Origin of the sequence: Dyella lutea (assembly GCF_024158035.1) — a bacterium.
GTDB classification, from domain to species: domain Bacteria; phylum Pseudomonadota; class Gammaproteobacteria; order Xanthomonadales; family Rhodanobacteraceae; genus Dyella_A; species Dyella_A lutea.
In genome coordinates this window covers 93,629-116,576 of record NZ_JAMZEK010000002.1, presented here as the reverse complement: position 1 = coordinate 116,576, position 22,948 = coordinate 93,629, and the positions used below count along the sequence as shown (strand labels likewise).

General features: G+C 68.0%; 17 protein-coding genes. 13 read left to right on the top strand and 4 right to left on the bottom strand.

The genetic code is table 11. The annotated features are described in order from the left end of the window. Positions 1 to 32: 32 nt before the first annotated feature. The 6 genes from fucP (at position 33) to NC595_RS07690 (ending at position 9,528) form a co-directional block, all read left to right on the top strand. A complete protein-coding gene (fucP, locus tag NC595_RS07715; protein WP_253566786.1) occupies positions 33 to 1,343 on the top strand; it encodes an L-fucose:H+ symporter permease in 1,311 nt (436 codons plus the stop codon). 10 nt (positions 1,344 to 1,353) lie between these two features. Then, positions 1,354 to 2,331, top strand: a complete 978-nt coding sequence (locus NC595_RS07710) for a carbohydrate kinase family protein (RefSeq protein ID WP_253565797.1) — start codon at positions 1,354 to 1,356, stop codon at positions 2,329 to 2,331. After that, a complete protein-coding gene (locus tag NC595_RS07705; protein WP_253565796.1) occupies positions 2,328 to 3,539 on the top strand; it encodes an AGE family epimerase/isomerase in 1,212 nt (403 codons plus the stop codon). The genes NC595_RS07710 and NC595_RS07705 overlap by 4 nt, the downstream gene beginning before the upstream one ends. Positions 3,540 to 3,676: 137 nt before the next feature. Then, a complete protein-coding gene (locus NC595_RS07700) occupies positions 3,677 to 6,070 on the top strand; it encodes a GH92 family glycosyl hydrolase (protein WP_253565795.1) in 2,394 nt (797 codons plus the stop codon). 89 nt (positions 6,071 to 6,159) lie between these two features. Next, positions 6,160 to 8,139 carry a M1 family metallopeptidase gene (locus NC595_RS07695; protein WP_253565794.1) on the top strand — a complete coding sequence of 660 codons (1,980 nt, stop codon included), beginning with the start codon at positions 6,160 to 6,162 and terminating at the stop codon, positions 8,137 to 8,139. A 315-nt stretch (positions 8,140 to 8,454) separates the two neighbouring features. Next, positions 8,455 to 9,528 (top strand): oxidoreductase, encoded by a 1,074-nt coding sequence (locus NC595_RS07690; RefSeq protein ID WP_253565793.1) that lies wholly within the window; start codon positions 8,455 to 8,457, stop codon positions 9,526 to 9,528. Between the two features lie 97 nt (positions 9,529 to 9,625). Here the strand turns inward: NC595_RS07690 and NC595_RS07685 are convergent, their stop codons facing one another. After that, a complete protein-coding gene (locus NC595_RS07685) occupies positions 9,626 to 10,219 on the bottom strand; it encodes a hypothetical protein (RefSeq protein WP_253565792.1) in 594 nt (197 codons plus the stop codon). A 290-nt stretch (positions 10,220 to 10,509) separates the two neighbouring features. On the opposite strand from NC595_RS07685, the gene NC595_RS07680 reads away from it, so the two are divergent. The 3 genes from NC595_RS07680 (at position 10,510) to NC595_RS07670 (ending at position 13,659) form a co-directional block, all read left to right on the top strand. Further along, the gene (locus tag NC595_RS07680) at positions 10,510 to 11,136 is read left to right on the top strand and encodes a phosphatase PAP2 family protein (protein WP_253565791.1); all 627 of its coding nucleotides are present in this window, start codon (positions 10,510 to 10,512) and stop codon (positions 11,134 to 11,136) included. 250 nt (positions 11,137 to 11,386) lie between these two features. Beyond that, positions 11,387 to 12,349 (top strand): ABC transporter ATP-binding protein, encoded by a 963-nt coding sequence (locus NC595_RS07675; protein WP_253565790.1) that lies wholly within the window; start codon positions 11,387 to 11,389, stop codon positions 12,347 to 12,349. After that, positions 12,346 to 13,659: an ABC transporter permease gene (locus NC595_RS07670; RefSeq protein WP_253565789.1), complete on the top strand. Its 1,314-nt coding sequence runs from the start codon at positions 12,346 to 12,348 to the stop codon at positions 13,657 to 13,659. The genes NC595_RS07675 and NC595_RS07670 overlap by 4 nt, the downstream gene beginning before the upstream one ends. Positions 13,660 to 13,729: 70 nt before the next feature. Here the strand turns inward: NC595_RS07670 and ssb are convergent, their stop codons facing one another. Beyond that, a complete protein-coding gene (gene ssb / locus NC595_RS07665) occupies positions 13,730 to 14,284 on the bottom strand; it encodes a single-stranded DNA-binding protein (RefSeq protein ID WP_253565788.1) in 555 nt (184 codons plus the stop codon). Positions 14,285 to 14,524: 240 nt separating this feature from the next. On the opposite strand from ssb, the gene NC595_RS07660 reads away from it, so the two are divergent. Beyond that, positions 14,525 to 15,337: a hypothetical protein gene (locus tag NC595_RS07660; RefSeq protein ID WP_253565787.1), complete on the top strand. Its 813-nt coding sequence runs from the start codon at positions 14,525 to 14,527 to the stop codon at positions 15,335 to 15,337. A gap of 9 nt (positions 15,338 to 15,346) precedes the next feature. Here the strand turns inward: NC595_RS07660 and NC595_RS07655 are convergent, their stop codons facing one another. Together NC595_RS07655 and NC595_RS07650 are read right to left on the bottom strand one after the other, a co-directional pair. Then, on the bottom strand, positions 15,347 to 16,318 hold the full coding sequence (locus NC595_RS07655; RefSeq protein WP_425493088.1) for a VTT domain-containing protein: 972 nt from the start codon (positions 16,316 to 16,318) through the stop codon (positions 15,347 to 15,349). A 40-nt stretch (positions 16,319 to 16,358) separates the two neighbouring features. After that, complete coding sequence (locus NC595_RS07650; protein ID WP_253565786.1) at positions 16,359 to 17,585, bottom strand: MFS transporter; 1,227 nt, start codon at positions 17,583 to 17,585, stop codon at positions 16,359 to 16,361. Positions 17,586 to 17,730: 145 nt separating this feature from the next. Between NC595_RS07650 and NC595_RS07645 the strand changes: the two genes are divergently transcribed. The 3 genes from NC595_RS07645 (at position 17,731) to NC595_RS07635 (ending at position 22,932) form a co-directional block, all read left to right on the top strand. After that, positions 17,731 to 18,723 (top strand): polyprenyl synthetase family protein, encoded by a 993-nt coding sequence (locus tag NC595_RS07645; RefSeq protein ID WP_425493087.1) that lies wholly within the window; start codon positions 17,731 to 17,733, stop codon positions 18,721 to 18,723. Between the two features lie 103 nt (positions 18,724 to 18,826). After that, a complete protein-coding gene (locus tag NC595_RS07640) occupies positions 18,827 to 21,493 on the top strand; it encodes a beta-mannosidase (protein ID WP_425493086.1) in 2,667 nt (888 codons plus the stop codon). Then, positions 21,490 to 22,932: a glycoside hydrolase family 125 protein gene (locus tag NC595_RS07635; protein WP_253565783.1), complete on the top strand. Its 1,443-nt coding sequence runs from the start codon at positions 21,490 to 21,492 to the stop codon at positions 22,930 to 22,932. The genes NC595_RS07640 and NC595_RS07635 overlap by 4 nt, the downstream gene beginning before the upstream one ends. Positions 22,933 to 22,948: the final 16 nt, after the last annotated feature.

Genomic DNA, 22,948 nt, shown 5'->3' with positions numbered 1-22,948 from the left:
CAACGGAATCCGCCATGGCACTCGCCTCACCCATGCCCTCTCCGCGTACGCCCTCGTCGCCGCCCGGCAGCGGCCGCTACACCGATTACCCGATGGCGATGGTGGTGCTCACCGTCATCTTCTTCATGTGGGGTCTGCTGACCGCCATGAACGATGTGCTTATCCCTCACCTGAAGTCGAGCTTCCAGCTCAGCTACATGCAGGTGATGTTCGTCCAGTCGACTTTCTTCGGGGCCTACTTCCTCATGGCGCTGCCCGGCGGCAAGCTGGTCGCGATGCTCGGCTACAAAAATGGTGTTGTGGCAGGCCTCGCCATCGCGGGCATCGGTGCGTTCGGCTTCTGGCCAGCGGCGGCACTTCATTCGTATCCAGCCTTCCTCTGCGCACTCTTCATCCTCGCCACCGGCATCACGGTCCTACAGGTAGCTGCCAATCCCTACGTGTCGCTACTCGGCCCGGAAAAAACAAGCTCGAGCCGGCTTACCCTCGCACAGGCACTCAATTCTCTGGGCACCGCAATCGCGCTCTGGTACGGCGGTAAGCTGATTCTCTCCGCGATTGTAAAGACGCCCGAACAAATCGCCGCTCTGAGTCCGACTGATCACCTCGCCTACCAGGCCCAGCAGGCGCATGCAGTGCAAGGCCCTTATCTTGGCCTGGCGGTCATTCTCGTATTGCTCGCGCTCTTTGTCCGCATGTTCCATATCCCTGCGCTGCGCGAAGCAACGGAACAGGTAGAAGTCGTCCACCATAGTTATGCCGACGTGCTGCGGCACCGCCATGTGTTCTACGGCGTACTGGCGATCTTTTTCTACGTTGGCGCTGAGGTCGCCATCGGCAGCGCCATGGTCAACTATCTCTCGCTGCCTGACATAGGCAACATGAGCGAGCAGAAGGCGGCGTACTACACCTCGTTCTACTGGGGCGGCGCCATGGTCGGTCGGTTCATCGGTTCCGCGCTCACCGCCGCGATGTCTCCCCGCAAGCTGCTGGCAGCCTTCGCTGCGATCAACATGGCTCTCGTGCTGACCACGATGTCTACCCATGGAGACCTCGCGATGTACAGCGTGATTGCCATCGGCCTGTTCAATTCGATCATGTTCCCGACCATCTTCGCGCTGGGTATCGAGCGGCTCGGGCCGATGACCAGCAAGGCCTCGAGCCTGCTGATCATGGCGATCGTGGGTGGTGCGATAGTTCCACCGCTACTGGGCGTAATCGCCGACCGCTTCGGCCTGCAACATGCCTTCATCCTGCCGCTGCTCTGCTACGCGTACATCGTGTTCTACGGCGCGTCCGGTTCGCGCGTGCGGGACAACGCACCCATAGCCCCGCACGCATGAGGCGGATGCCATGAGTCGCCCCGTCCTGTGCTTCGGCGAAGCGCTGATCGATTTCCACGGCGAGGGCCGTGACGACCGCGGCTTCGCCCGCCATTTCGTGCCGTTCGCCGGCGGAGCGCCGGCGAACGTGGCCGTGGCCGTGGCCAGGCTGGGGGGTGAAGCACGCTTCGCCGGCATGCTCGGTGAGGACCGCTTCGGCGACTTCCTGTTGGCCCACCTGCGGGACGCCGGCGTTTGCACAGACGACGTGGCGCGTACTGACGAGGCGAACACGGCGCTGGCGTTCGTGAGCCTGGACGCCGACGGGGAGCGGAGCTTCAGCTTTTACCGCCCACCTTCGGCCGACCTGCTGTTCCAGCTGTCGCATTTCCGCGAAAACGCGTTCGAGGGTCTGCGTATCTTCCACGTCTGCTCGAACAGCCTCACCGAGCCGGAGATCGCAGCGGTGACGCTCGAGGGCATGCAGCGCGCGCACCGTGCCGGCGCGCTGGTGAGCTTCGACGTGAACCTGCGCCCGTCGCTGTGGCCGCGAGAACGCGACCCGCTGGACCATGTATGGCCGGTACTGCACGCGGCGGACGTCGTGAAGCTCAGCGCGGAGGAGCTGAGCTGGCTGGCGGTGGATGGCGAACAGCCCACGCTCGATCGCCTCTGGCGCGGACGCACCCGCCTGCTCGTCGTTACCGACGGGCCTCGCACGATGCGCTGGTTCCACCCCGACGCGGACGGCGAGCTGCCCACATACGCGGTCGATACCGTCGACAGCACGGGGGCCGGAGACGCCTTCGTCGGCGGCCTGCTGTGCCGGCTGGCCCAGCTGGATGGCGACGGCGACCTGCTCGACCACCTGGTCGGCAAGCTGCCCTACCTGCACGAGGTGCTGCGCTACGCGGCGGCCTGTGGCGCACTGTGCGCATCGCGCCAGGGTTCGTTTACCGCCATGCCGACCGATGCCGAAACCCGTGCCTTCATGGATACCCACGCATGAGTGACACCACGCCCCCCTTCCCCGATTTCCGCTCGCCGTCCTTCCTGCGTGAGCACATCGCGCAGACGATGGCGTTCTACCACCCGCACGCGATCGACCCCGCCGGCGGCTTCTTCCAGTACTTCAGGGACGACGGCACGATCTACGACCACAGCCACCGCCATCTGGTGAGCAGCACGCGCTTCGTCTTCAACTACGCGATGGCGTGGCTGGCCTTCGGCGATCCGGACTATCTCGACGCCACCCGGCATGGCCTGCGCTACCTGCGCGAGGTACACCGCAACAGCGCCAACGGCGGCTATCACTGGACCATCCGCGACGGCCGGCCGGAGGACAGCTCCAACCAGGCCTACGGCGTGGCCTTTGTGCTGCTGGCCTACGCCACGGCGGTGAAGGCCGGCATCGATGAAGCCAGGGCCTGGATGGACGAGACCTGGGACCTGCTCGAAGCCCGCTACTGGGAAGCCGAGGCCGGGCTCTATCGCGACGAAGCGGACGCCGACTGGCATTTCTCGCCATACCGCGGCCAGAACGCCAACATGCACCTGTGCGAGGCGATGATCGCCGCCTACCAGGCCACCCGCGAACCGCGCTACCTCGACCGCGCGCTGACCCTGGCCGACCACATGACCCGCCGCCAGGCGGCCAAGGCCAGCGGCCTGGTGTGGGAGCACTACGACACGGCGTGGAACATCGACTGGGCGTTCAACAAGGACGACCCGAAGAACCTGTTCAAACCGTGGGGTTTCCAGCCCGGCCATCAGACCGAGTGGGCCAAGCTGCTGCTGATCATGGATCCGCTGCTGCGCGAGCGCGGCACCGGGCAGGACTGGCTGGTGCCGAAAGCGAAGGAGCTGTTCGACCGCGCGCTGGCCGCTGCCTGGGACGAAGTGAACGGCGGCATCTGCTACGGCTTCGCGCCGGACGGCAGCGTCTGCGACGGCGAAAAGTATTTCTGGGTGCAGGCCGAATCGCTGGCCGCCGCGGCGCTGCTGGAGGATCGCACCGGTGACTCCGCCTACCGCGAGGTCTACGAGAAGATCTGGCGCTACAGCTGGCAGCACATGATCGATCACCGTTACGGCGCCTGGTATCGCATCCTTACCCAGGACAACCGCAAGATCGACGACAAAAAGAGTCCTGCGGGCAAGACCGACTACCACACCATGGGCGCGTGCCACGAAGTGCTGGCGCTGCTGACCGGCTGATCCCTCGACCCCCGGCAGCCGGCTTCCGTCGGTCGCCGCCCCCGCGCGGGCCGGGCAGGAACCGGTCCGCATCCGCAGCCTGTCCCGCGTGGCATCGCAGGAGCGGTCCACGCCGGCCTCTCACGACCGGAGTCTGCATGTCGCGCGCCCCTGCCCCCTGCCTGTCCGTCCTCGTCCCCCTGCTGCTGGCGGCCTCGTCCGCGCTGGCCGGCGCGGCCTTGCCTTCGCCCGCCGAGGCGGTCAATCCGCTGATCGGCAGCAGCCACGGCGGCAACACCTTTCCCGGCGCCATGCGGCCGTTCGGCATGCTGCAGTGGAGCCCGGAAACCACGCGCGGCAAGCACAACCGCACCACCGCGCCGGGTGGCTATGCCTACGACCACCCCCGCATCCGCGGCTTCGCGCTGACCCATCTTTCCGGCACCGGCTGCGCCGGCGCCAGCGGCGACATCCCGTTCATGCCAATCACCACGGCAGTGACCCGCTCGCCGTCCGCCGACGCCACCGACAGCCTCTATGCCAGCGATTTCAGCCATGCCGACGAGACCGCCCAGGCCGGCTACTACCGGGTGAAACTGGCCAACGGCAGCACGGTAGCGCTCACCGCCGCGATGCGCAGCGGCATGGCCGACATCGACTTCCCGGCCGGCAAGCCCGCCAACTTGCTGATCCGCACCTCCGACTCCGAAGTCGGCTCGAGCAACGCCCATGTCATGGTCGACCCGGCCGCCCGCACCGTCACCGGCTCGGTCACCAGTGGCAACTTCTGCGGCTACCTCGCCAAGGCCGACCGCAAGAGCTACTACACGCTGTACTTCGTCGCCGAATTCGACCAGCCGTTCATCGCCCGTGGCGCCTGGGTGGACGGCACCGTGCACAAGGGTGCGAAAGCCGCCAGTGGCGGCACCACCTACGGCAAGAAGGGCTTCTTCCCCGACGGCAAGGGCTCGGGCGCGTGGATCGACTTCGGCAACAAGGGTGCCAGGGTCGGCGTGCGCGTGGGCATTTCCTACGTCAGCCTGGCCAACGCCCGCGCCAACCTGCACGCGGAGATCCCCAGGGGCACCACCTTTGCCACCGTCCGCGAAGAGGCCACCCGGGCATGGAACAAGGAACTCGGTCGGATCGCCATCGACGGCGGCACGCCGGACCAGCGCACCACCTTCTACACCGCGCTGTACCACGTGATGATGCATCCCAACGTCTACAGCGACGTCAACGGCCAGTACCGCGGCTTCGACCAGAAGACGCACACGGTGACCGGCACGCAGGAGATGCAGTACGCCAACTTCTCCGGCTGGGACATCTACCGCTCGCACCTGCAGCTGGTCACCTGGCTGGATCCGAAGCGCGGCAGCGACATTGCGCAGTCGCTGTACAACCAGGCGACGCAGAACCACGGCGAGTGGGACCGCTGGACCCACAACTCCGGCGGTACCCACGTGATGAGCGGCGACCCCGCCGTGCCGGCGCTGGCCGATATCCATGCCTTCGGCGGCCACGATTTCGACCTCGCCGGCGCCTATGCGTCGCTGAAGAAGGCCGCCACCGTGGTCACCGCCCACGATCTCTCAGACGCCGGCTGCAACGTCGAGTGCGTGGGCGAGCGCCCCTCGCTCGACCAGTGGCTGACGCTGCACTACATCGCCCGTCAGTCGCACGCCTGGGGCGGCGCCGGCGAGACGCTGGAGGAGACCACCGCCGACTTCGCGCTGTCCGAGCTGGCCCGCCTCGCCGGCGATGCCAGGGGCCAGGCGCAGTTCCTCACCCGTGCCGGCTACTGGCGCAATCTTTTCAACCCGGACGCGACGCCGGCAGTCGGCTACATCCAGAACCGCAACGCCGACGGCAGCTGGCCCAAGTTCACCCCGGACACCGACGACGGCTTCGTCGAAGGCAGCGCCTCGGTCTACCTGTGGATGGTGCCGTACGACGTGCACGGTCTGTTCGACAGGCTCGGCGGCAAGGCCACCGCGACCCGGCGGCTGGACGCGTTCTTCCATACCCCGGACGGCCAGTGGGCACTGACCCATGCCGGTCCGCTGCACGCCGAGCTCGACAACGAGCCCTCGGTCGCCACGCCCTGGCTGTACGACTACACCGGCCAGCCGTGGAGGACCCAGGAAGCGGTGCGCATCGTCACCGACACGATCTGGAAGAACGCGCCCGACGGCATCCCCGGCAACGACGACCTGGGCGAGATGTCGTCCTGGTACGTGTGGGCCGCGCTCGGCATGTATCCGGAAATTCCCGGCCGCGCCGAACTGGTGCTGGGCAGCCCGCTGTTCCCGCATGCGGTAATCCACGGCAGCGGCGGCGACGTCATCATCGACGCGCCCGGCGCCTCGGCATCCACGCCGTTCGTGCAGTCGCTCACCCTCGATGGACAGCCGCACGACAAGCCTTGGCTGACCACTTCGCTGGTCGAGCATGGCGGCACGCTGCATTACGTGCTCGGCAGCAAGGCCGATACGCGCTGGGGCGCGGGTGATGCGGGCGAGCCACCGTCGTTCCCGCCGCCGCATGGCTGACATGACCATGATCGCGTAAGGTGGAGGAACGGCTGCGGCAACGCGCCGTTCCTCCGCAACTTCTTGCCAACCCAGGGGAACCCCATCCCATGCGTATCCCATCGATGCGGCACGCCACCGCCCTGGCGATGCTGTTCGGCGCGGCGCTACCGCTGCACGCCGCCGATACCACGTCCGGCGCGTTCAATCCGCTGGAAACCTTCGCCCCGTTCGTCTATCCGCATGCGTCCAACGCGATGCGCGATGCCAGCGGCAAGCCCGGCCCGCTGTTCTGGCAGAACCGTGCCGACTACACCATCCAGGCCTCGCTCGATCCGGTCGCGCGCAAGCTCACCGGCAGCGAGACGATCACCTACACCAACCACAGCCCCGACGCGCTCGACGTGATCTGGCTGCAGGTGGAGCAGAACCGCTACACGAAGGACGCCCGCGGCGCCTTCGGCGACGGCAAGTTCCCGACCGAGTTCACCGACGGCGAGCACATCCGCTCGGTCGAGGTGGAAGACGCCTCCGGCCATCGCCAGAAGGCGCAGTGGATCGTCAGCGACACCCGCATGCAGGTGATCCTGCCCGCGCCGCTGAAGGCCCGCGACGGCAAGCTGAAGCTGCACATCGCCTGGGACTACACCGTGCCCGGCGAATTCGGCGGCCGCACCGACTGGAACGCCAACAAGCAGGGCGACATCTTCGAGATGGCGCAGTGGTACCCGCGGGTGTGCGTCTACGACGACCTGCGCGGCTGGGATACCCAGCCCTTCCTCAACAGCGAGTTCTACCTCGAGTACGGCAACTTCGATTACCGCATCACCGTGCCGTCGGACATGATCGTGGTCGGATCGGGTGAACTGCTCAACCCGCAGGACGTGCTGACGAAGACCGAGATCAAGCGCCTGGACCAGGCCCGCCACAGCGACGCCACGGTGATGATCCGCACCGCGGCAGAGGTCACCGACCCGGCCTCGCGCCCCAAGCAGGGCGGCACGCTGACCTGGCACTTCGCGATCAGGAACGCCCGAGACGCGGTGTTCGGCGCCTCCAGGGCGTACATCTGGGATGCCGCGCGCATCAACCTGCCCGGCGGCAAGACCGCGCTGGCGATGTCGGCCTACCCGGTGGAGAGCGCCGGCGACAAGGCCTGGGGCGTGGCCACGCAGGACCTGAAGAAATCGGTGGAGTTCTTCTCCAAGACCTATTTCCCGTATCCGTACCCGGTGGCCATCAACGAAGCGGGCACCGCGGGCGGCATGGAGTACCCGGGCATCACCTTCGACCACAAGAAGGCCGCCGGCCCGATCCTGCGCATGCTGATCGCGCACGAGATCGGGCACACCTGGTTCCCGATGATCGTGGGCAGCAACGAACGCCGCGACGCCTGGATGGACGAAGGCTTCAACACCTTCGTCGACGTGTACGAAGCCGAGGCCTTCGACGGCGGCAAGTACGCGCCCAAGCGCGACAGCGAGTACGCACCCGGCAAGGGCACGCCGGCCGAGCAGATCGCCGCGCTGCTGAAGGACCCGGACGCCCCGCCGCCGATGACCTACGCGGACGCGGTGAAGGAGAAGTACCGCCACCCGATCACCTACTTCAAGACCGCCTTCGGTCTGGTGCTGCTGCGTGAGCAGATCATCGGCCCGGAGCGCTTCGACCCGGCCTTCCGCCGCTACATCGCCACCTGGGCGTACAAGCACCCCAGCCCGTCGGACTTCTTCCGCTTCATGGACAGCGAGACCGGCGAAGACCTCAACTGGTTCTGGCGCGGCTGGTTCGAGCACAACTGGCAATTCGACATGAGCGTGGACAAGGTCGCGCCGGCCGCAGGCGGCTGGAAGAACGGCGCGGACATCACCGTGTCCAACCACGACAAGCTGGTGCTGCCCAATACCATGGAGCTGACCTACGCCGACGGCAGCAAGCGCGACGTGCGCGTGCCGGTGGAAACCTGGATGCAGCACACCAGCTACGCGGTGCATGTCGATGGCGCCCAACCGGTGACCTCGGTCGAGCTCGACCCGAAGCACGAGTTGCCGGATGAAGATCGCGGCAATGACACGATCACGGTGAAGTAGGTCCGCGACCCGGCGGGCATGTTCGAAAGCCCGCCGCCCTGGCGGGCTTTCGTCTTTTGGGGGAAGCGCGCGGAGCCCGCACGCGCAGATACGGGTGACAGGCAGGCGATGCGGCACAAGGCACTGGATCCCGGCTTTCGCCGGGATGACGGCCAGGGGGCTTGAGGGCGACGCAGCCATCCGGCGCCGATAAGCTCTTGTCGATCGACACCCGTCTACTCCTTGGCTGACTCTCAGTGCCAGGAACCGTCATCCCGGCGAAAGCCGGGATCCAGCGTCTTGGGCATGCAAGGCGCGCTCGACACCGGACTCACCATGACAGCCTATCCACCCATCCGCGTCGGCCTGATCGGCTACGGCTACGCCGGCAAGACCTTCCACGCGCCGCTGATCTGCGCCACCCCCGGCATGGAACTCGCCGCCATCGCCTCGCGCGACGCCACCAAGGTGCACGCCGACCTGCCCTGCCTGCGCGTGCTGCCCACGCCCGACGCGCTGATCGCCGACGACGGCATCGACGTGGTGGTGATCGCCACGCCCAACGACACCCACGCGCCTCTGGCCAGCACCGCCCTGCGCGCCGGCAGGCACGTCGTGATCGACAAGCCGATGGCGCTGGACCTGGCCGAAGCACGCGCGCTCATCGCGCTGGCCGAGGTCTCGCCCGGCCAGCTCTCGGTATTCCACAACCGCCGCTGGGACAGCGACTACCTCGCGGTGAAGCAGGCGATCGACGACGGCGCGATCGGCGAGGTGATGCATTTCGAGTCGCACATCGACCGCTACCGCCCTGCGGTGCGTGACCGCTGGCGCGAATCGGCCGGGCCCGGTGCTGGTATCTGGTACGACCTCGGCCCGCACCTGGTCGATCAGGCGCTGCAACTGTTTGGCCTGCCCGAGCGCGTACACGCCGGCCTGGCGATCCAGCGCACCGGTGGCCTGAGCGAGGACTGGGCACACGTGCGGCTGGACTACGGCACTCGCCAGGTGATCGTGCACGCCAGCATGCTGGTCGCCGGCGGCGCGCGACGCTTCGTCGTCCACGGCACCCGCGGCAGCCTGGTCAAGGCCGGTGCCGACCGCCAGGAGGCGCAGATGCTGGCCGGACAGATCCCCGGCACTCCCGGCTGGGGCGACGATCCCGACGCGCTGATCGTGATCGATGGCGAGGGACGCGAGACCCGGCGAGCGACGGCGCCGGGCGACCAGCGCGCCTACTACGCCGGCCTGCGCGACGCCCTGCGGGGTGAGGCGCCGATGCCGGTGCGTGCAATCGAGGCACTGGCGACCATGGCGGTGATCGAGGCCGGGTTCGCCTCGCAGCGCGAACAGAGGGCAATCGACCTGCCACTCACGACCGACGAGCGCATGGCATTCTCCCGCGCCTGATCGGCGGCGAGGCAGCCAAGCCACGCGCATGCTCCAGGCATCGTCAGCCATCCCATCGCCGGGGCGTTTCGCGGGCACGCCCCGGCAGGCACGACCGTCAGCGCTTCAACGGCAGCGGCGCATTCGACAAGATGCCGATCTCGCTCACGCAGCTGGCCCCATTGACCATGGTGAAAGGTAGGTTGGCCGGCGGCACCGGCACGTCCAGCCACAGATTCCCACCGGGGAACGTCCTCGCGAATTCGACCGCCCTTGCGCCCGGATTGGGCTCCATCGGCGGTGCATTCTTCAAGCCATAGCGGGCGATGACCGCCTTCGCATTGATGCAGACTTCCGGACGGAAATGGACGTCCAGACGAAGCACCAGACGCTTTGCACCGACCACCTCGATTTGGAGATCGCCGATCTCGCTCCCCATGCGCCCTTGCTGGTTCGGATAATCCAGCAGGTCGGAGACCGGTGCCTTGCGATCATCCGGCATCCCGTAGGTGTAATGGCCTATCACCACGCTGCCGCCAGCATTGAACAGCATCTCCGCACGCGCCTGCGACAAAGCCTGGTTCTGCTCAAGCACCTGGACGATCGCATCCCATGCATCGCCTCGTAACGCTCCTGTGATGGTCACCCGAGCGTGACTGGAGCCGGTGAGTGCCATCAAGGGCGCGATGGCGATCGATGCGAGACGTTTCATCCTAATCCTGGCTTCCTTTTGCCTTTTCGCCTCGTGCACAAGTCACTCACACTGGCACTTACAGTCAAGCAGGCACTCCTCCGAAGTCAATGACGAGGCGAAAGCGGGGATACTTCCACGGCAAAGCCGACCGAGCGGCAGGCGCTCGACCACCCCGGATACTGACCATCGTCAAGTAGTGACCTGCCCGCCCGGAGGATGCTCTGGCCCCACGTAAGCGGGACGAAAGCCGGCACGCGCAGGCTCGGGGCGTCCGGGGCTCGTCCCCGCGATGATCGGGGAGATTCGCCATGCGCCGCCTTTGCCTTGCCTTGTGCCTGTTCGCCACGGTCCTGGTCACGTCGCCAGTTCGCGCCGCTGGCGGCCCGTTCGGCATCGACCACCGCCTGCACTACGACAACAGCGGCATCTGGAAGCGCAACAACCAGCTGGCGCTGATGTACGGCAGCATCCTCACCGTCGGCGTCGGCGCGCTGGCGCTGGGCGACAACGACAAGCTCGGCGACACCTTCTGGCGCTCGGTCGATTCGATGGTGATCACCGGCGTCGCCGCCACCGGCATGAAGTACACCTTCCGCCGCGAGCGACCATCGCAGACCGCCAGCCCGGACCAGTGGTTCAAGAGCTCGCACGCGCAGAGCTTCCCCAGCGGCGAGGTCGCGGCGATCTCCGCCGCGGTGACCCCGTTCATCGTCAACTACGGCGACGAACACCCCGCGGTCTACGCACTGGCCCTGCTGCCGGCCTATGACGCCGTCGCACGCATGAAGGTCCGCGGCCACTGGCAGAGCGACGTGCTGGTCGGCGCCGCGCTGGGCACCGGCATCGGCATCTGGTCGGCCAAGCGGAAGTCCCCCCTGATCCTGAGCTGGCTGCCCGGCGGCTTCCAGGTCGGCTTCATCCACCATTTCCGTTGAGCGCCTGACAGACCATCAGAGCGGGGCTCCGCGCGGCGATGCGCGGCGACCGGATCCGGAGCGGGAGTTCGCGGGATGGTCTGCGCATGCTTGCGCCGACACGGTCGGCCGACCCGTTCCACGCTCTCGTCCTGGCGCGCTCCTACCCGCGATGAAGACAGGTGACAAACGACACTTCGGGGCGCCGTTTGCACCGTGCTAGCTTGATCTGCGGCAGGTCGGGGAGACCGGCGAACAGGGAGCAGTGCGCGTGTCCAGCATCAGCGTTGAATCGGTAACCAAACGGTTCGCCGGCCATACGGCCGTGAGCAATCTGTCGTTGCAGGTACCGTCCGGTGGCATCTATGGCCTGCTCGGCCCCAACGGCGCGGGCAAGTCCACCACCATCCGCCTCATCATGGGCATCCTGCAACCCGACGAAGGACGCATCGCCCTGTTCGGTCCCAGCGGCAGCGGCAGCGGCCGCAACCTCTCCTCACGCATCGGTTACCTCCCCGAAGAGCGCGGTCTCTACAAGAAGATGAAGGTGCTGGATCACCTGGTGTTCCTGGGTGAAGTGAAGGGGATTTCGCGCGCCGAGGCGCGGCGTCGCGCACTGGTCTGGCTGGAGCGCCTGGAAATCGCCAACTGGACGCAGAAGAAGGTGGAGGACCTCTCCAAGGGCATGCAGCAGAAGGTTCAGTTCGCCGGTGCGCTGCTGCACGAACCGGAGCTGGTGATTCTGGATGAACCGTTTTCCGGCCTCGACCCGATCAACGCACAGGTCATGAAGGACATCGTGGTGGAGATCGCTGCCGGCGGCCGCACGGTGCTGTTTTCCACCCACGCCATGGAGCAGGCCGAGCGCATGTGCGATCGCGTGGCGATCATCGCCCGCGGCAAGCTGGTGGCGAACGGGACCGTGGCGCAGGTGAAGGCCGACTTCGGCGGACGTCACGTCGCACTGGGGTTTTCCGACAATCGACCGCTCGCCGACGCCGTACTCGCCGATCCGCGACTGATCGCACGGATGGACGACTACGGCGCCAGCGCCGAACTGAAGATGGCTGAAGGCGCACAGCCCGAGCAGCTGCTCGCGGCACTGGTCAACGCCGGCGTGGGCCTGCGCCGCTTTGAAGTGGTGGAGCCCTCGCTGCACGCCATCTTCGTGGCCAAGGTCGGCTCCGATCTCGACGCCACCCCCCTGCCGGTTGCCACCGGAGCCGCCGCATGAACAAGACCTTTGCCGTGATCCGCCGCGAGTACGTGGAACGCGTGCGTACCCGGGCCTTCCTGATCTCCACCTTGCTGTTGCCGGTATTCATGGTGGCGATGGCGGTACTGCCGGCACTGTTGATGCGCGGCGGCGACCACACCAGCCGCGTGGCGGTGGTGGATGCCTCCGGCGCCGGGCTCGGCCAACCGGTCATCACCGCGCTCGGGACCGCCACCTTCGGCGACAGCGCGCAGGTCAGGCCGCGCTACGAACTGACCCTGTTCACCACCGATACCGAACATCTCGACCAGGTACGAAGCGGCCTGATCGCCAAGGCCGGCTTCGCACGGGACACGCAGCCGGATGGCTGGAATGGCGTACTGGTTCTCGATGCCGACACGCTGGCCAGCGGCAAGCTGCACTACTACGGCGACGACGTCAGTTCGCCCAACGGCATGGGCCGGCTGCAACGCGAAATCTCCAAGGCGCTCGCCGGCGTGCGACTGTCGCATGCCGGCGTCGACCAGGCGCTGGTCGCCAAGGCGATGGCGCCCGCGGACGTAGACACCGCCAAGGTCACCGACGGCAAGCTCACCGGACAGAGCGGCAAGGCATCGTTCGTGCTCGCCTACGCAATGGGCTTCATCCTCTATATCGCCATACTGTCCTATGGCAGCCGCACCCTGACCTCCGTCATCGAGGAAAAGAATTCCCGAATCATGGAGGTGCTCACCTCTTCGCTCACCCCGTTCCAGATGCTGATGGGCAAGGTGCTGGGCGTGGGACTGGCCGGCCTGACCCAAATGGCGATATGGGTGGGCACGGCCCTCGTGCTCGGCAGCCAGGGCCCGCACCTGGCCGGTGCATTCGGCATCGGCGCTGCCGCAGGAAATTTCGCCATTCCCAGCATGCCGCCATCGTTGCTGGCGGTGTTCCTGCTCTACTTCACGCTGGGCTTCCTGATCTACGGTTCGCTGTACGCAGCGATCGGCGCGATGTGCAACACCATTCAGGAGGCGCAGCAGTACGCCGTCTTCGTCACCATGAGCATCGTGGTCGGCTTCATGTCGATGTTCGGGCTGATCAACAACCCCTCGGGCATGCTGGGTACCACCATGTCCTTCATCCCGTTCTTCGCTCCGTTCACCATGCCCGTCCGCTGGTCGATGACCGCCGTGCCACCCACGCAACTGGCGCTGTCACTTGGCCTGATGGTGCTGGGTCTGCTGGCCTGCGTGTGGCTGGCCGGGCGCATCTACCGCACCGGCATTCTGATGTACGGCAAGAAGCCAAGCTGGGGCGAACTGTGGCGGTGGATCCGGGCGTAGCGCGCCGGACACGAAAACGGCAGCCCCGAGGCTGCCGTTTCTGCATTGATAGGCTGAAGCAGCGACCGCTTCAGAACGGAATGTCGTCGTCGTCGAAACCGCCGGTATCCGCCGGAGCAGGCGCCTGCCGGGGCATGTCGTTGCCGCCGCGCTGGAAGTCGTTGTTGTTGCCACCACGACCACCGCCGTATCCACCACCGCCGCCACCACCGGAACGGCCACCGCCGCCCTGGCCACGCTGCTGGTAGCCACCGCCACCACCGCCACCGCCGCCCATGCCACCTTCGCTGCCGCCACCGAGCATCTGCATCTCGCTGGCCACGATGTCGGTGCTGTAGCGCTCCACGCCCTGCTTGTCGGTGTACTTGTCGGTGCGCAGCGAGCCTTCAACGTAGATCTGCCGGCCCTTCTTCAGGTACTCGCCGGCGATCTCGGCGAGGCGGCCGAACAGCTTGACGCGGTGCCACTCGGTGCGCTCCTGCTTCTCGCCGCTCTGCTTGTCGGTCCAGCTCTCGGAGGTGGCGACGCTGAGCGTGGCGATGGCGGTGCCACTGCCGGTGTAGCGCACCTCGGGATCGGCGCCCAGATTGCCGACCAGGATGACCTTGTTGATGCCACGTGCCATGGAACTACCTCGCTGTGCTTGACCGGCCCGGGAGGCCGGCCGGCGGTCGTGGATGACCGGGTCACCGGCGTCGGCCGGCTCCGGAATGGCCCCCTATCATAGCCCGAGCCCACCGCCGCGGCTCGGCCCGTGCCCGGGCCGGCATCTCCCGCCGCATCCGCGGCGCAGCGGCGCGCGTAAACACGTTGGACAGCGCCATGACCATGGCGCCACCTGCTCCCGCCGGCGTGGAGGCCGACCTTGAGGACCATCCCCCTGTTGCCCGTGCTCGCGGGCCTGATCCTGTCCGCGGCTTCGGCCGGCCATGCCACGGGCGCCGCGCCCACGGGCGGCACCGGCATCCGCCAGCTCGAGGGCCGGGCCTATGCCACCGGAGACGGTCACCTGATGTACACCGAGAGCCACTGGCTCTACGCCGACCACGGCGTTCCCGCCCGACTGGTGCTGTATCGCTGCCCCGATGGGCGGCCGTTCGCGCGCAAGTGGCTGCGCGAGGACGGGCCGGCCCAGGCGCCGGACTTCGAGCTGACCGACGGCCGCAGCGGCTACCGCGAGGGCGTGCGCCGGACCGGTGACGGCCGGGTCGTGTTCGTGCAGCCGGGTGGCGGGGCCACCGAGCGGAGCGCAAGACTGCCGGCTTCGCCCGATCTGGTGATCGACGCCGGCTTCGACGCCTACATCCGCCAGCACTGGGACCGTCTCGGCCGCGGCGACGCCGAGACCGTGCCATTCCTGATCCCCAGCCGCCTGGGCGCACTCGACTTCAAGGTGCGCCGCCTCGACGACGCACGGGTCGAGGGGCGACCGGCCCGTCGCTACCGGCTGGGGCTGGCCAGCTGGATCGGCTTCGCCCTGCCCCATATCGACGTGGCGTACGACGCCGCGGACCGCGAGCTGCTGCAGTTCGTCGGACTGGCCAACATCAGGGGCAGCAACGGCGACAACGTTCGGGCAAGGATCGTGTTCGATCCGGTTGCCGCGCACCCGGCCACGCCCGGGTCGCTCGACGCGGCACGGGGCGAACCGCTGGATGGCCGCTGCCCGATTCCCTGAGCGGGCGGCTCAGGCGGCGCGGTCGTGCGCTCCGCCGCGCTCGCCCGACAGGGTGGCCACCGGGTAACCCGCCTCCTGCCAGGCCTCCAGCCCGCCCTGCAGTGGCCGCACGTTGCGGTAACCCAGCGACATCAGCAGGCTGGCGGCCTTGGCCGCCGAGACCTCGTTCGGGCAGCTGCAGTAGATCACCAGCTCGCGGTCCCGCGGCACGTCGGCCAGCGCCAGGTGCACGCCCTCCAGGTCGGCCAGCAGCGCGCCGGGGATGGCGCGCCCGTCCAGCAGTCGCGCCGCGGACGAACGCACGTCCACCACCACCGGGTTGCGCCCGGCGGCGATGGCCTCGTTGAGGTCCTCGACCGAGATCCGCGCCATCCGCAGCGAGACCAGCAGGCGGTGGCGCTGCCACCACTTGACCACGATGTAGAGCACCAGCAGGACGGCCAGACCCTGCAGGGCGACCACGCCGGCCTGCTCGATGGCGTCGATCACCCGGTCGATCTGCGGCGCGAAGACGTAGCCCACGCCCACCGCCGCGCCCGCCCACAGCAGCGATCCGACGCCGTCCAGCAACAGGAAGGCGCCCGGGCGAAGACCCATCGCGCCGACCAGCGGCGGTGCCACGGTGGACAGCCCCGGCACGAACTTGGCGACCAGCAGCATGCGTCCGCGCCAGCGCTGGAAGCGCAGCTCGGACTGTTTCACGCAGGAATCGGGCGAGAGCGAGATGCGGCACAGCGTGCGCATCACGCCGCCGCCGAACCGACGACCGGCCAGGTACCAGCCGGTATCGCTGATCAGGCTGGCCGCCAGCGCCGCCAGCAACACGCCGGGTAGCGGCAGCCGATCGCCCGCCGCCAGTGCGCCGGCCACCACCAGGGTCGGCACCGCCGGCACCGGCACGCCAGCCTGTTCGGCCAGCACGTTGATGAACACCACGAACAGGCCGTAGTGCGCGATCAGCGCTATCAGGTCATGAGCCATGCGCGACGTCCCTGACGCGGCCGTAACCGGCCGCAGGACGTCATGATTGGGTCGACAGGCCCGTCTTGCAATCGGCCTCGGCAGCGACCGCCCGGGCGGCGATCCGGCGCGCGCCGACCACCACCAGCGGCAACCACAGCAAGGTCATCGCCGCGGCGCATGCGAACACGCCGGCCGGCCCCAGCCGCCCCAGCGCGTAACCACCCAGCGCACCGCCGACGAAGGCGCCGACGAACTGGCTGGTGGAATACGCCCCCATCGCCGCGCCACGCAGCTCGGCGGGCGCCAGCCGCGAGACCAGGCTCGGCAGCGAGGCCTCCAGCAGGTTGAAGCCGGAGAAGAACAGCGTCGCGGCGACGCCGAGCAGGAGCACGTGATCGCCGCCAAGCGCGAACAGCACCAGCGACACGCCGATCACCACGATGCACGCCTGCACGATGCGCAGGCTCTGCGCGACCTCCTTCATCCGGTGCATCATCCCGCCCATCACCAGGGCGGCGATCACCATCACCGGCAGATACAGCTCCCAGTGCTTCTGCACCGGCAGGTGCAGCTGGTTGACCAGCAGCAGCGGCAGGCCGACGAAGCTGGCGGTCAGCAGCATGTGCAGGAAGAACACCGAGCCGTTGAGCACCATCAGCCGGCTGTCGCCCAGCATCGAGGCGACGCCGCCGAAACTGCTCGCCGCCGGCGCCTTCGAACGCTCCGGCGTGGGCACGATGAGCCACAGCAGGATCAGCGCGAACAGCGCCAGCAGCGACGTGGCCGCGAACAGGCCAGGCAGGCCGTCGATCGCCTCCAGCGGCGGGCCGAGGATCAGCGCGAGCAGGAAGGCCATGCCGATCGACACGCCGATGATGCCCATCACCTTGGAGCGGTTCTCCTCGCGGGTGAGATCCGCCGCCAGCGCGGTGCCGGCCCCGGCGACCGCCCCCATGCCCTGCAGCGCCCGACCGATCACGATGCCCACCAGGGTGTGCGACGCGGCGGCGACCAGCCCGCCGACGATGAACACCCCCAGGCCCAGGGTGATCGCCGGCTTGCGCCCGATGCGGTCGGACAGCATGCCCAGCGGGATCTGCAGCAGCATCTGGCCCAGGCCGTAGACACCCAGCGCCATGCCGATCAGCCAGTCCGACGCATCCGGCATCGTCTGCGCGTAGACCGAGAACACCGGCATGATCAGGAACAGGCCGAACAGCCGCAGGCTGATCACGCAGGCCAGGGTCAATGCGCTGCGGCGCTCGAGTCGGGAAAGTGCACTCACGGGAGGTTCCGGATCGGCGAAGGTATCCGCCAATTATACGAATCGCGACCGGGTCGTCCGTTGTGGCGACGTGTCGCGCCATCGCGCGATCCTGCGCCCGCCCTATAATCGGCCGCTTGTGACCACCCTGACCGCAAAGATGCCGATGCCCGCCGACGCCCTCCGCCCCGACGATTTCACCCGAGTGCGCGAGCTGGCCGCCGGCGACATGCGGCACGTCGATGCACTGATCCGGCACCGGCTGTCCTCCGACGTGGTGCTGATCAACCAGATCGCCGAACACATCATCGCCGGCGGCGGCAAGCGGTTGCGACCGATGCTGCACGTGCTGGCCGCCGGCGCGGCCGGCTACCGCGGCGACAAGCACACCAAGCTGGCGGCGATCATCGAGTTCATCCACACCTCCACGCTGCTGCACGACGACGTGGTGGACGAGTCCGACCTGCGCCGCGGCCGCAAGACCGCCAACGCGCTGTGGGGTAACGCGGCGAGCGTGCTGGTTGGCGACTTCCTCTACTCGCGCTCGTTCCAGCTGATGGTGGAACTGGACGACATGCGCATCATGCGCATCCTCGCCGACACCACCAACACCATCGCCGAAGGCGAGGTGCTGCAGCTGCTCAACATCGGCAATGCTGACGTGGACGAGGCAGCCTACCTGGCGGTGATCGAGCGCAAGACGGCGGTGCTGTTCGCCGCCGCCACCGAGCTCGGCGGCCTGCTCGGCGGCCTGCCGGTCGACCAGGTCGCCGCGCTGCGCCGCTACGGCATGGAGCTGGGCTACGCCTTCCAGATCGCCGACGACCTGCTCGACTACGTCTCCGACGCCGACACGCTGGGCAAGAACATCGGCGACGACCTCGCCGAAGGCAAGCCGACCCTGCCGCTGATCTACGCCCTGCAGAAAGCCAGCCCCGAACAGACGCAGTCGCTGCGCCATGCGATCGAGCACGGCGGACTGGACTCGCTCGACCGCATCGTCGCCGCCATCCGCGACTCCGGCGCGCTGGAACGCACCCATGAGCGCGCGCTGCAGCACGCCCGCGCCGCCCGCGCGGCGTTGGCCGAACTGGCCGACTCACCTCATCGCGACGCCCTGCTGGCGCTGGCCGACTACTCGGTCGAACGCCGGCACTGATCCGGCATCGACCGCCCCACCACGGTGGCCTCGGAACGAGGCCCGGACGGCTCTTTGACGGCATTTGCCCCCGGCGGCACAAATCTGTGGCAGGGTCTGGCGGATGCAGATCAGATCGATCCAAATTTTCGCTCGCTGCTGCGCCTGGGGACTGCTTGCGGGGCTGCTGCCTGGGCCGGCTTCGGCCGGTCCGACGGCGTTTCGCACGATGCGCCTGGATCACGGCTGGGAACTGCGCCTCGCGCCCGGCTCACCGGCGGCGAAAGTGCATCCAGAAGCCGCCCCATGGCAGACCGCCACCGTACCCGGCAGCGTGCAGGCCACCCTGCTCGCCGATGGCCAGTTGCCCGATCCCGATTGGCGTGACAACGAGGCGAAGGTGCAGTGGGCCGGGCTGGCAGACTGGCAGTACCGCCTGCACTTCACCGTCGATCCCGCGCTACGCCACGAACGCCACCTCGCGCTGGTGTTCGACGGCCTGGACACCCTGGCCGACGTCACCCTCGACGGACGCCCGGTATTGCACGCGGACAACATGTTCCGGCGCTGGCGCGTACCGCTCGACGGCCTCGACCGGGCCGCGGAGCACACGCTGGAAATCACTTTCCACTCGCCCGTGACACGGCTGCAGCCGTGGCTGGCGAAACAGCCCTACGCGCTGCCCGGCGAGTTCGACTCCGCCTTCGGCGACGAACCTCCCGGTCGCCAGGTCGCCAACTACGTGCGCAAGGCGGCCTACCAGTTCGGCTGGGACTGGGGCCCACGGATCATCACCGAAGGCATCTGGCAGCCGGTGCGGCTGGAAGCATGGAGCGGCTGGCGACTGGACGATTTCCATGTGGCGCAACTGCACGTCGACGCCGACCAGGCACGACTGCGCGCCGGCTTCGCGATCCGCGCCGATGCCGCCGGCCCGGCGCAGCTCACCGTGCACTGGCGCGCACCCGACGGTCGCGAGGGTTCGGCCACGCGCGCGGTGCAGCTCGTCGCCGGCGAGCAGCAGCTCGACCTGCCACTGACCATCGCCCATCCGCAACGCTGGTGGCCGGCCGGCTACGGCGCGCCGAACCTCTACGCAATGTCGGCCGAAGTCACCGTCGGCGACCGCGTGGTCGCGCAGGAGCAACGCGAGATCGGCCTGCGTTCGATCGAGCTGTGCCGCACGCCCGACCGCTGGGGCCAGAGCTTCGCCTTCGTCGTCAACGGCGTGCCGGTATTCGCTAAGGGCGCCAACCTGGTGCCGTTCGACTCGCTGCCCTCGCGCACCACCGACGCCCGCATGCGCCGCCTGCTGGACGATGCGCGCGACGCGCACATGAACATGCTGCGCGTCTGGGGCGGCGGCTATTACCTGCCCGACGCGTTCTACGCCATGGCCGACCGCCGCGGCCTGATGATCTGGCAGGACTTCATGTTCGGCGGGGCGATCCCGCCGCCCGATGCCGTCTTCCGCGCCAACGTGAAGCAGGAGGCGATCGAGCAAGTGACCCGGCTGCGCGACCATCCCTCGATCGTGCTGTGGTCGGGCAACAACGAGGTGCAGACCAGCTGGGAGAGCTGGGGCGACCGGCAGGCATTCCGGCGGCGCATCGGCCCGACCGAAAGCGCGCGCATCGAACAGGGCATGCAGGCGCTGTTCGACGGCACCCTGCACGACGTTGCCTCACAGCTCGATCCCGACGTGCCGTACTGGCCGGGCTCGCCGGACAGCGAAGGCGGTGCGCCGGCCAACAGCCCGGACAGCGGCGACGCCCACGTGTGGGACGTGTGGGGCGGCTCGGCGCCGGTGGAGAATTACCTCAAGAGCACGCCGCGCTTCCAGTCGGAATTCGGCCTGCAGTCGCTGCCGGTGATGGCCACCATCCGCCGCTTCGCCACGCCGCAGGACCTGGCGATCGACTCGCCGGTGATGCGCGCACACCAGAAATTCGACCATGGCAACGGCAACCAGCGCCTGATGCTCTATGTGCGCCGCGGCTACGGCGAGCCGAAGGATTTCGCGTCGTTCGCCTACCTCAGCCAGGTGATGCAGGCCGACGGCATCGCGCTGGCGGTGGACCACCTGCGCAGCGCACGGCCGCGCAGCATGGGCGCGCTTTACTGGCAGCTCAACGACGTGTGGCCCGGCGCGTCGTGGTCGAGCATCGACGTTGATGGCCGCTGGAAGGCGCTGCAATTCCGCGCCCGGCGCTTCTACGCGCCGGTGCGCGCGGTGCCGCTGCGCCGGGACGGCCGCACCGGGGTGTTCCTGGTGTCCGACCGCACCACGCCACTGGCCGCCCAGTTGCGCACGCGGGTGATCGGCATGGACGGCACGATGGTCTCGGACACCACGCGCGCCGTGACGCTGCCGCCGCTGGCCAGCACGCGCATCGCAGATCTCGCCGATGCCGCGCTGCTGCGCGGCGCCGACCCACGCCGCACCGTGGCAGTGTTCGAGCTGGTCGCCGACGGCGTGGTGCTGTCGCACCATCTGCTGTACTTCCGGCCAGCAGTAGATCTCGCCCTGCCGCAGCCGGACATCCACGCCACCCTGCGGCAGGGCGACCGCGGCCTGGTCCTCGACCTTGAGGCAGCGCGTTTCGCCCGTGCAGTGTGGATCGACTTTGGCAACCTCGACGCCACCCTATCGGACAACGACATCGACCTGCTACCCGGCGAGCCGATCACACTGCGCGTGGATTCGCGCGACAGCCTCAACACACTGCGGCACGCTATGCACCTGCGCTCGCTGGTCGACGCCACCCTGCCGCATGGAACCACGCCATGACGATGACCCGCCGCACCCTGCTCAAGCTCGCCGGCGCCGCGGCCGGTGGACTGGCCTCGGGCACCGGCTTCGCCCGGGCACAGGCCGCAGCCACCGCCCGGCGCTACGCCAGCCACCGTCCGCCGCCGGCCAGACGCCTGTTCACCAGCGCCGCGGTGGAGCGGCAGCTGGCGCAGACCACGGCGAAGATCGGCGATCCGGAGCTGGCCTGGCTGTTCGGCAACTGCTACCCGAACACGCTGGACACCACGGTGCACCTGGACTCGCTGGATGGCCGGCCGGACACCTTCATCGTCACCGGCGACATCGACGCGATGTGGCTGCGCGACTCGTCCGCCCAGGTCTGGCCCTACCTGCCGCTGGCGCGCGGAGACAAGGCGCTGCAGCGGCTGTATCGCGGCCTGATCCATCGCCAGGCCCGCTGCATCGCGATCGATCCCTATGCCAACGCCTTCCTGCCCGACCCGCGCAGCCGCGCCGCACTGAGCTGGGCGCTGCACGACGATACCGACATGCGTCCCGGCGTGGCCGAGCGCAAATGGGAGATCGACTCGCTGTGCTGGCCGATCCGGCTGGCCCATGGCTACTGGCAGGCCAGCGGCGATACCGCGCCGTTCGACGACGACTGGCGCGCGGCGATGCACAGCGTGCTGGCCACCTTCCGCACTCAGCAGCGCAAGCACGATCGCGGCCCCTACCACTTCCAGCGCCTGTCCGAAGTGGCCTCGGAGAATCCGCCACTGGGCGGCTACGGCAACCCGACGCGGCCGGTCGGCCTGATCCACTCGATGTTCCGGCCCTCCGACGACGCCTGCCTGTATCCGCTGTCGGTACCGTCCAACTTCTTTGCCGTCACCTCGCTGCGCCAGCTGGCGACAATGAGCGAATCCATCCACCACGACTCGCGCTTCGCCACCGACTGCCGCGCACTGGCCGACGAGGTGGAACAGGCGCTTCACCGCCATGGCCGCTTGACCGGCAACGACGACGTCTGGGCTTACGAAGTGGACGGCTTCGGCAATCAGGTATTCATGGACGACGCGAACTCGCCCAGCCTGTCCAGCCTGGCCTATCTCGGCGCCTGCACTGCCGACGACCCACGCTACCGACGCACCCGTGCGCTGGCCTGGAGCGACCGCAACCCGTACTTTTTCGACGGCAAGGCCGCGCAGGGTATCGGTGGCCCGCACCAGGGCCTGCGCATGATCTGGCCGATGTCGATCACGATGCGTGCGCTGACCAGCGACAGCGACCCCGAGATCGCGCAGTGCCTGGACTGGCTGAAGACCAGCCATGCCGGCACCGGCTTCATGCACGAGGCGTTCGACCAGGACGACCCGGCCAAATACACGCGCTCCTGGTTCGCCTGGGCCAACAGCCTGTTCGGCGAGCTGATCGTCAGGCTGGCCGAACAGCGCCCCCGGCTGCTCCAGGCCTGAACCCTCCCACCTTCCC

What these genes read in the sequence shown, in the direction of transcription:
- fucP (WP_253566786.1), top strand. Translation starts at nt 33, where the DNA reads ATGCCCTCTCCGCGTACGCCCTCGTCGCCGCCCGGCAGCGGCCGCTAC.
- NC595_RS07710 (WP_253565797.1), top strand. Translation starts at nt 1,354, where the DNA reads ATGAGTCGCCCCGTCCTGTGCTTCGGCGAAGCGCTGATCGATTTCCAC.
- NC595_RS07705 (WP_253565796.1), top strand. Translation starts at nt 2,328, where the DNA reads ATGAGTGACACCACGCCCCCCTTCCCCGATTTCCGCTCGCCGTCCTTC.
- NC595_RS07700 (WP_253565795.1), top strand. Translation starts at nt 3,677, where the DNA reads ATGTCGCGCGCCCCTGCCCCCTGCCTGTCCGTCCTCGTCCCCCTGCTG.
- NC595_RS07695 (WP_253565794.1), top strand. Translation starts at nt 6,160, where the DNA reads ATGCGTATCCCATCGATGCGGCACGCCACCGCCCTGGCGATGCTGTTC.
- NC595_RS07690 (WP_253565793.1), top strand. Translation starts at nt 8,455, where the DNA reads ATGACAGCCTATCCACCCATCCGCGTCGGCCTGATCGGCTACGGCTAC.
- NC595_RS07685 (WP_253565792.1), bottom strand. Translation starts at nt 10,219, where the DNA reads ATGAAACGTCTCGCATCGATCGCCATCGCGCCCTTGATGGCACTCACC.
- NC595_RS07680 (WP_253565791.1), top strand. Translation starts at nt 10,510, where the DNA reads ATGCGCCGCCTTTGCCTTGCCTTGTGCCTGTTCGCCACGGTCCTGGTC.
- NC595_RS07670 (WP_253565789.1), top strand. Translation starts at nt 12,346, where the DNA reads ATGAACAAGACCTTTGCCGTGATCCGCCGCGAGTACGTGGAACGCGTG.
- ssb (WP_253565788.1), bottom strand. Translation starts at nt 14,284, where the DNA reads ATGGCACGTGGCATCAACAAGGTCATCCTGGTCGGCAATCTGGGCGCC.
- NC595_RS07655 (WP_425493088.1), bottom strand. Translation starts at nt 16,318, where the DNA reads ATGGCTCATGACCTGATAGCGCTGATCGCGCACTACGGCCTGTTCGTG.
- NC595_RS07645 (WP_425493087.1), top strand. Translation starts at nt 17,731, where the DNA reads ATGCCCGCCGACGCCCTCCGCCCCGACGATTTCACCCGAGTGCGCGAG.
- NC595_RS07640 (WP_425493086.1), top strand. Translation starts at nt 18,827, where the DNA reads ATGCAGATCAGATCGATCCAAATTTTCGCTCGCTGCTGCGCCTGGGGA.
- NC595_RS07635 (WP_253565783.1), top strand. Translation starts at nt 21,490, where the DNA reads ATGACGATGACCCGCCGCACCCTGCTCAAGCTCGCCGGCGCCGCGGCC.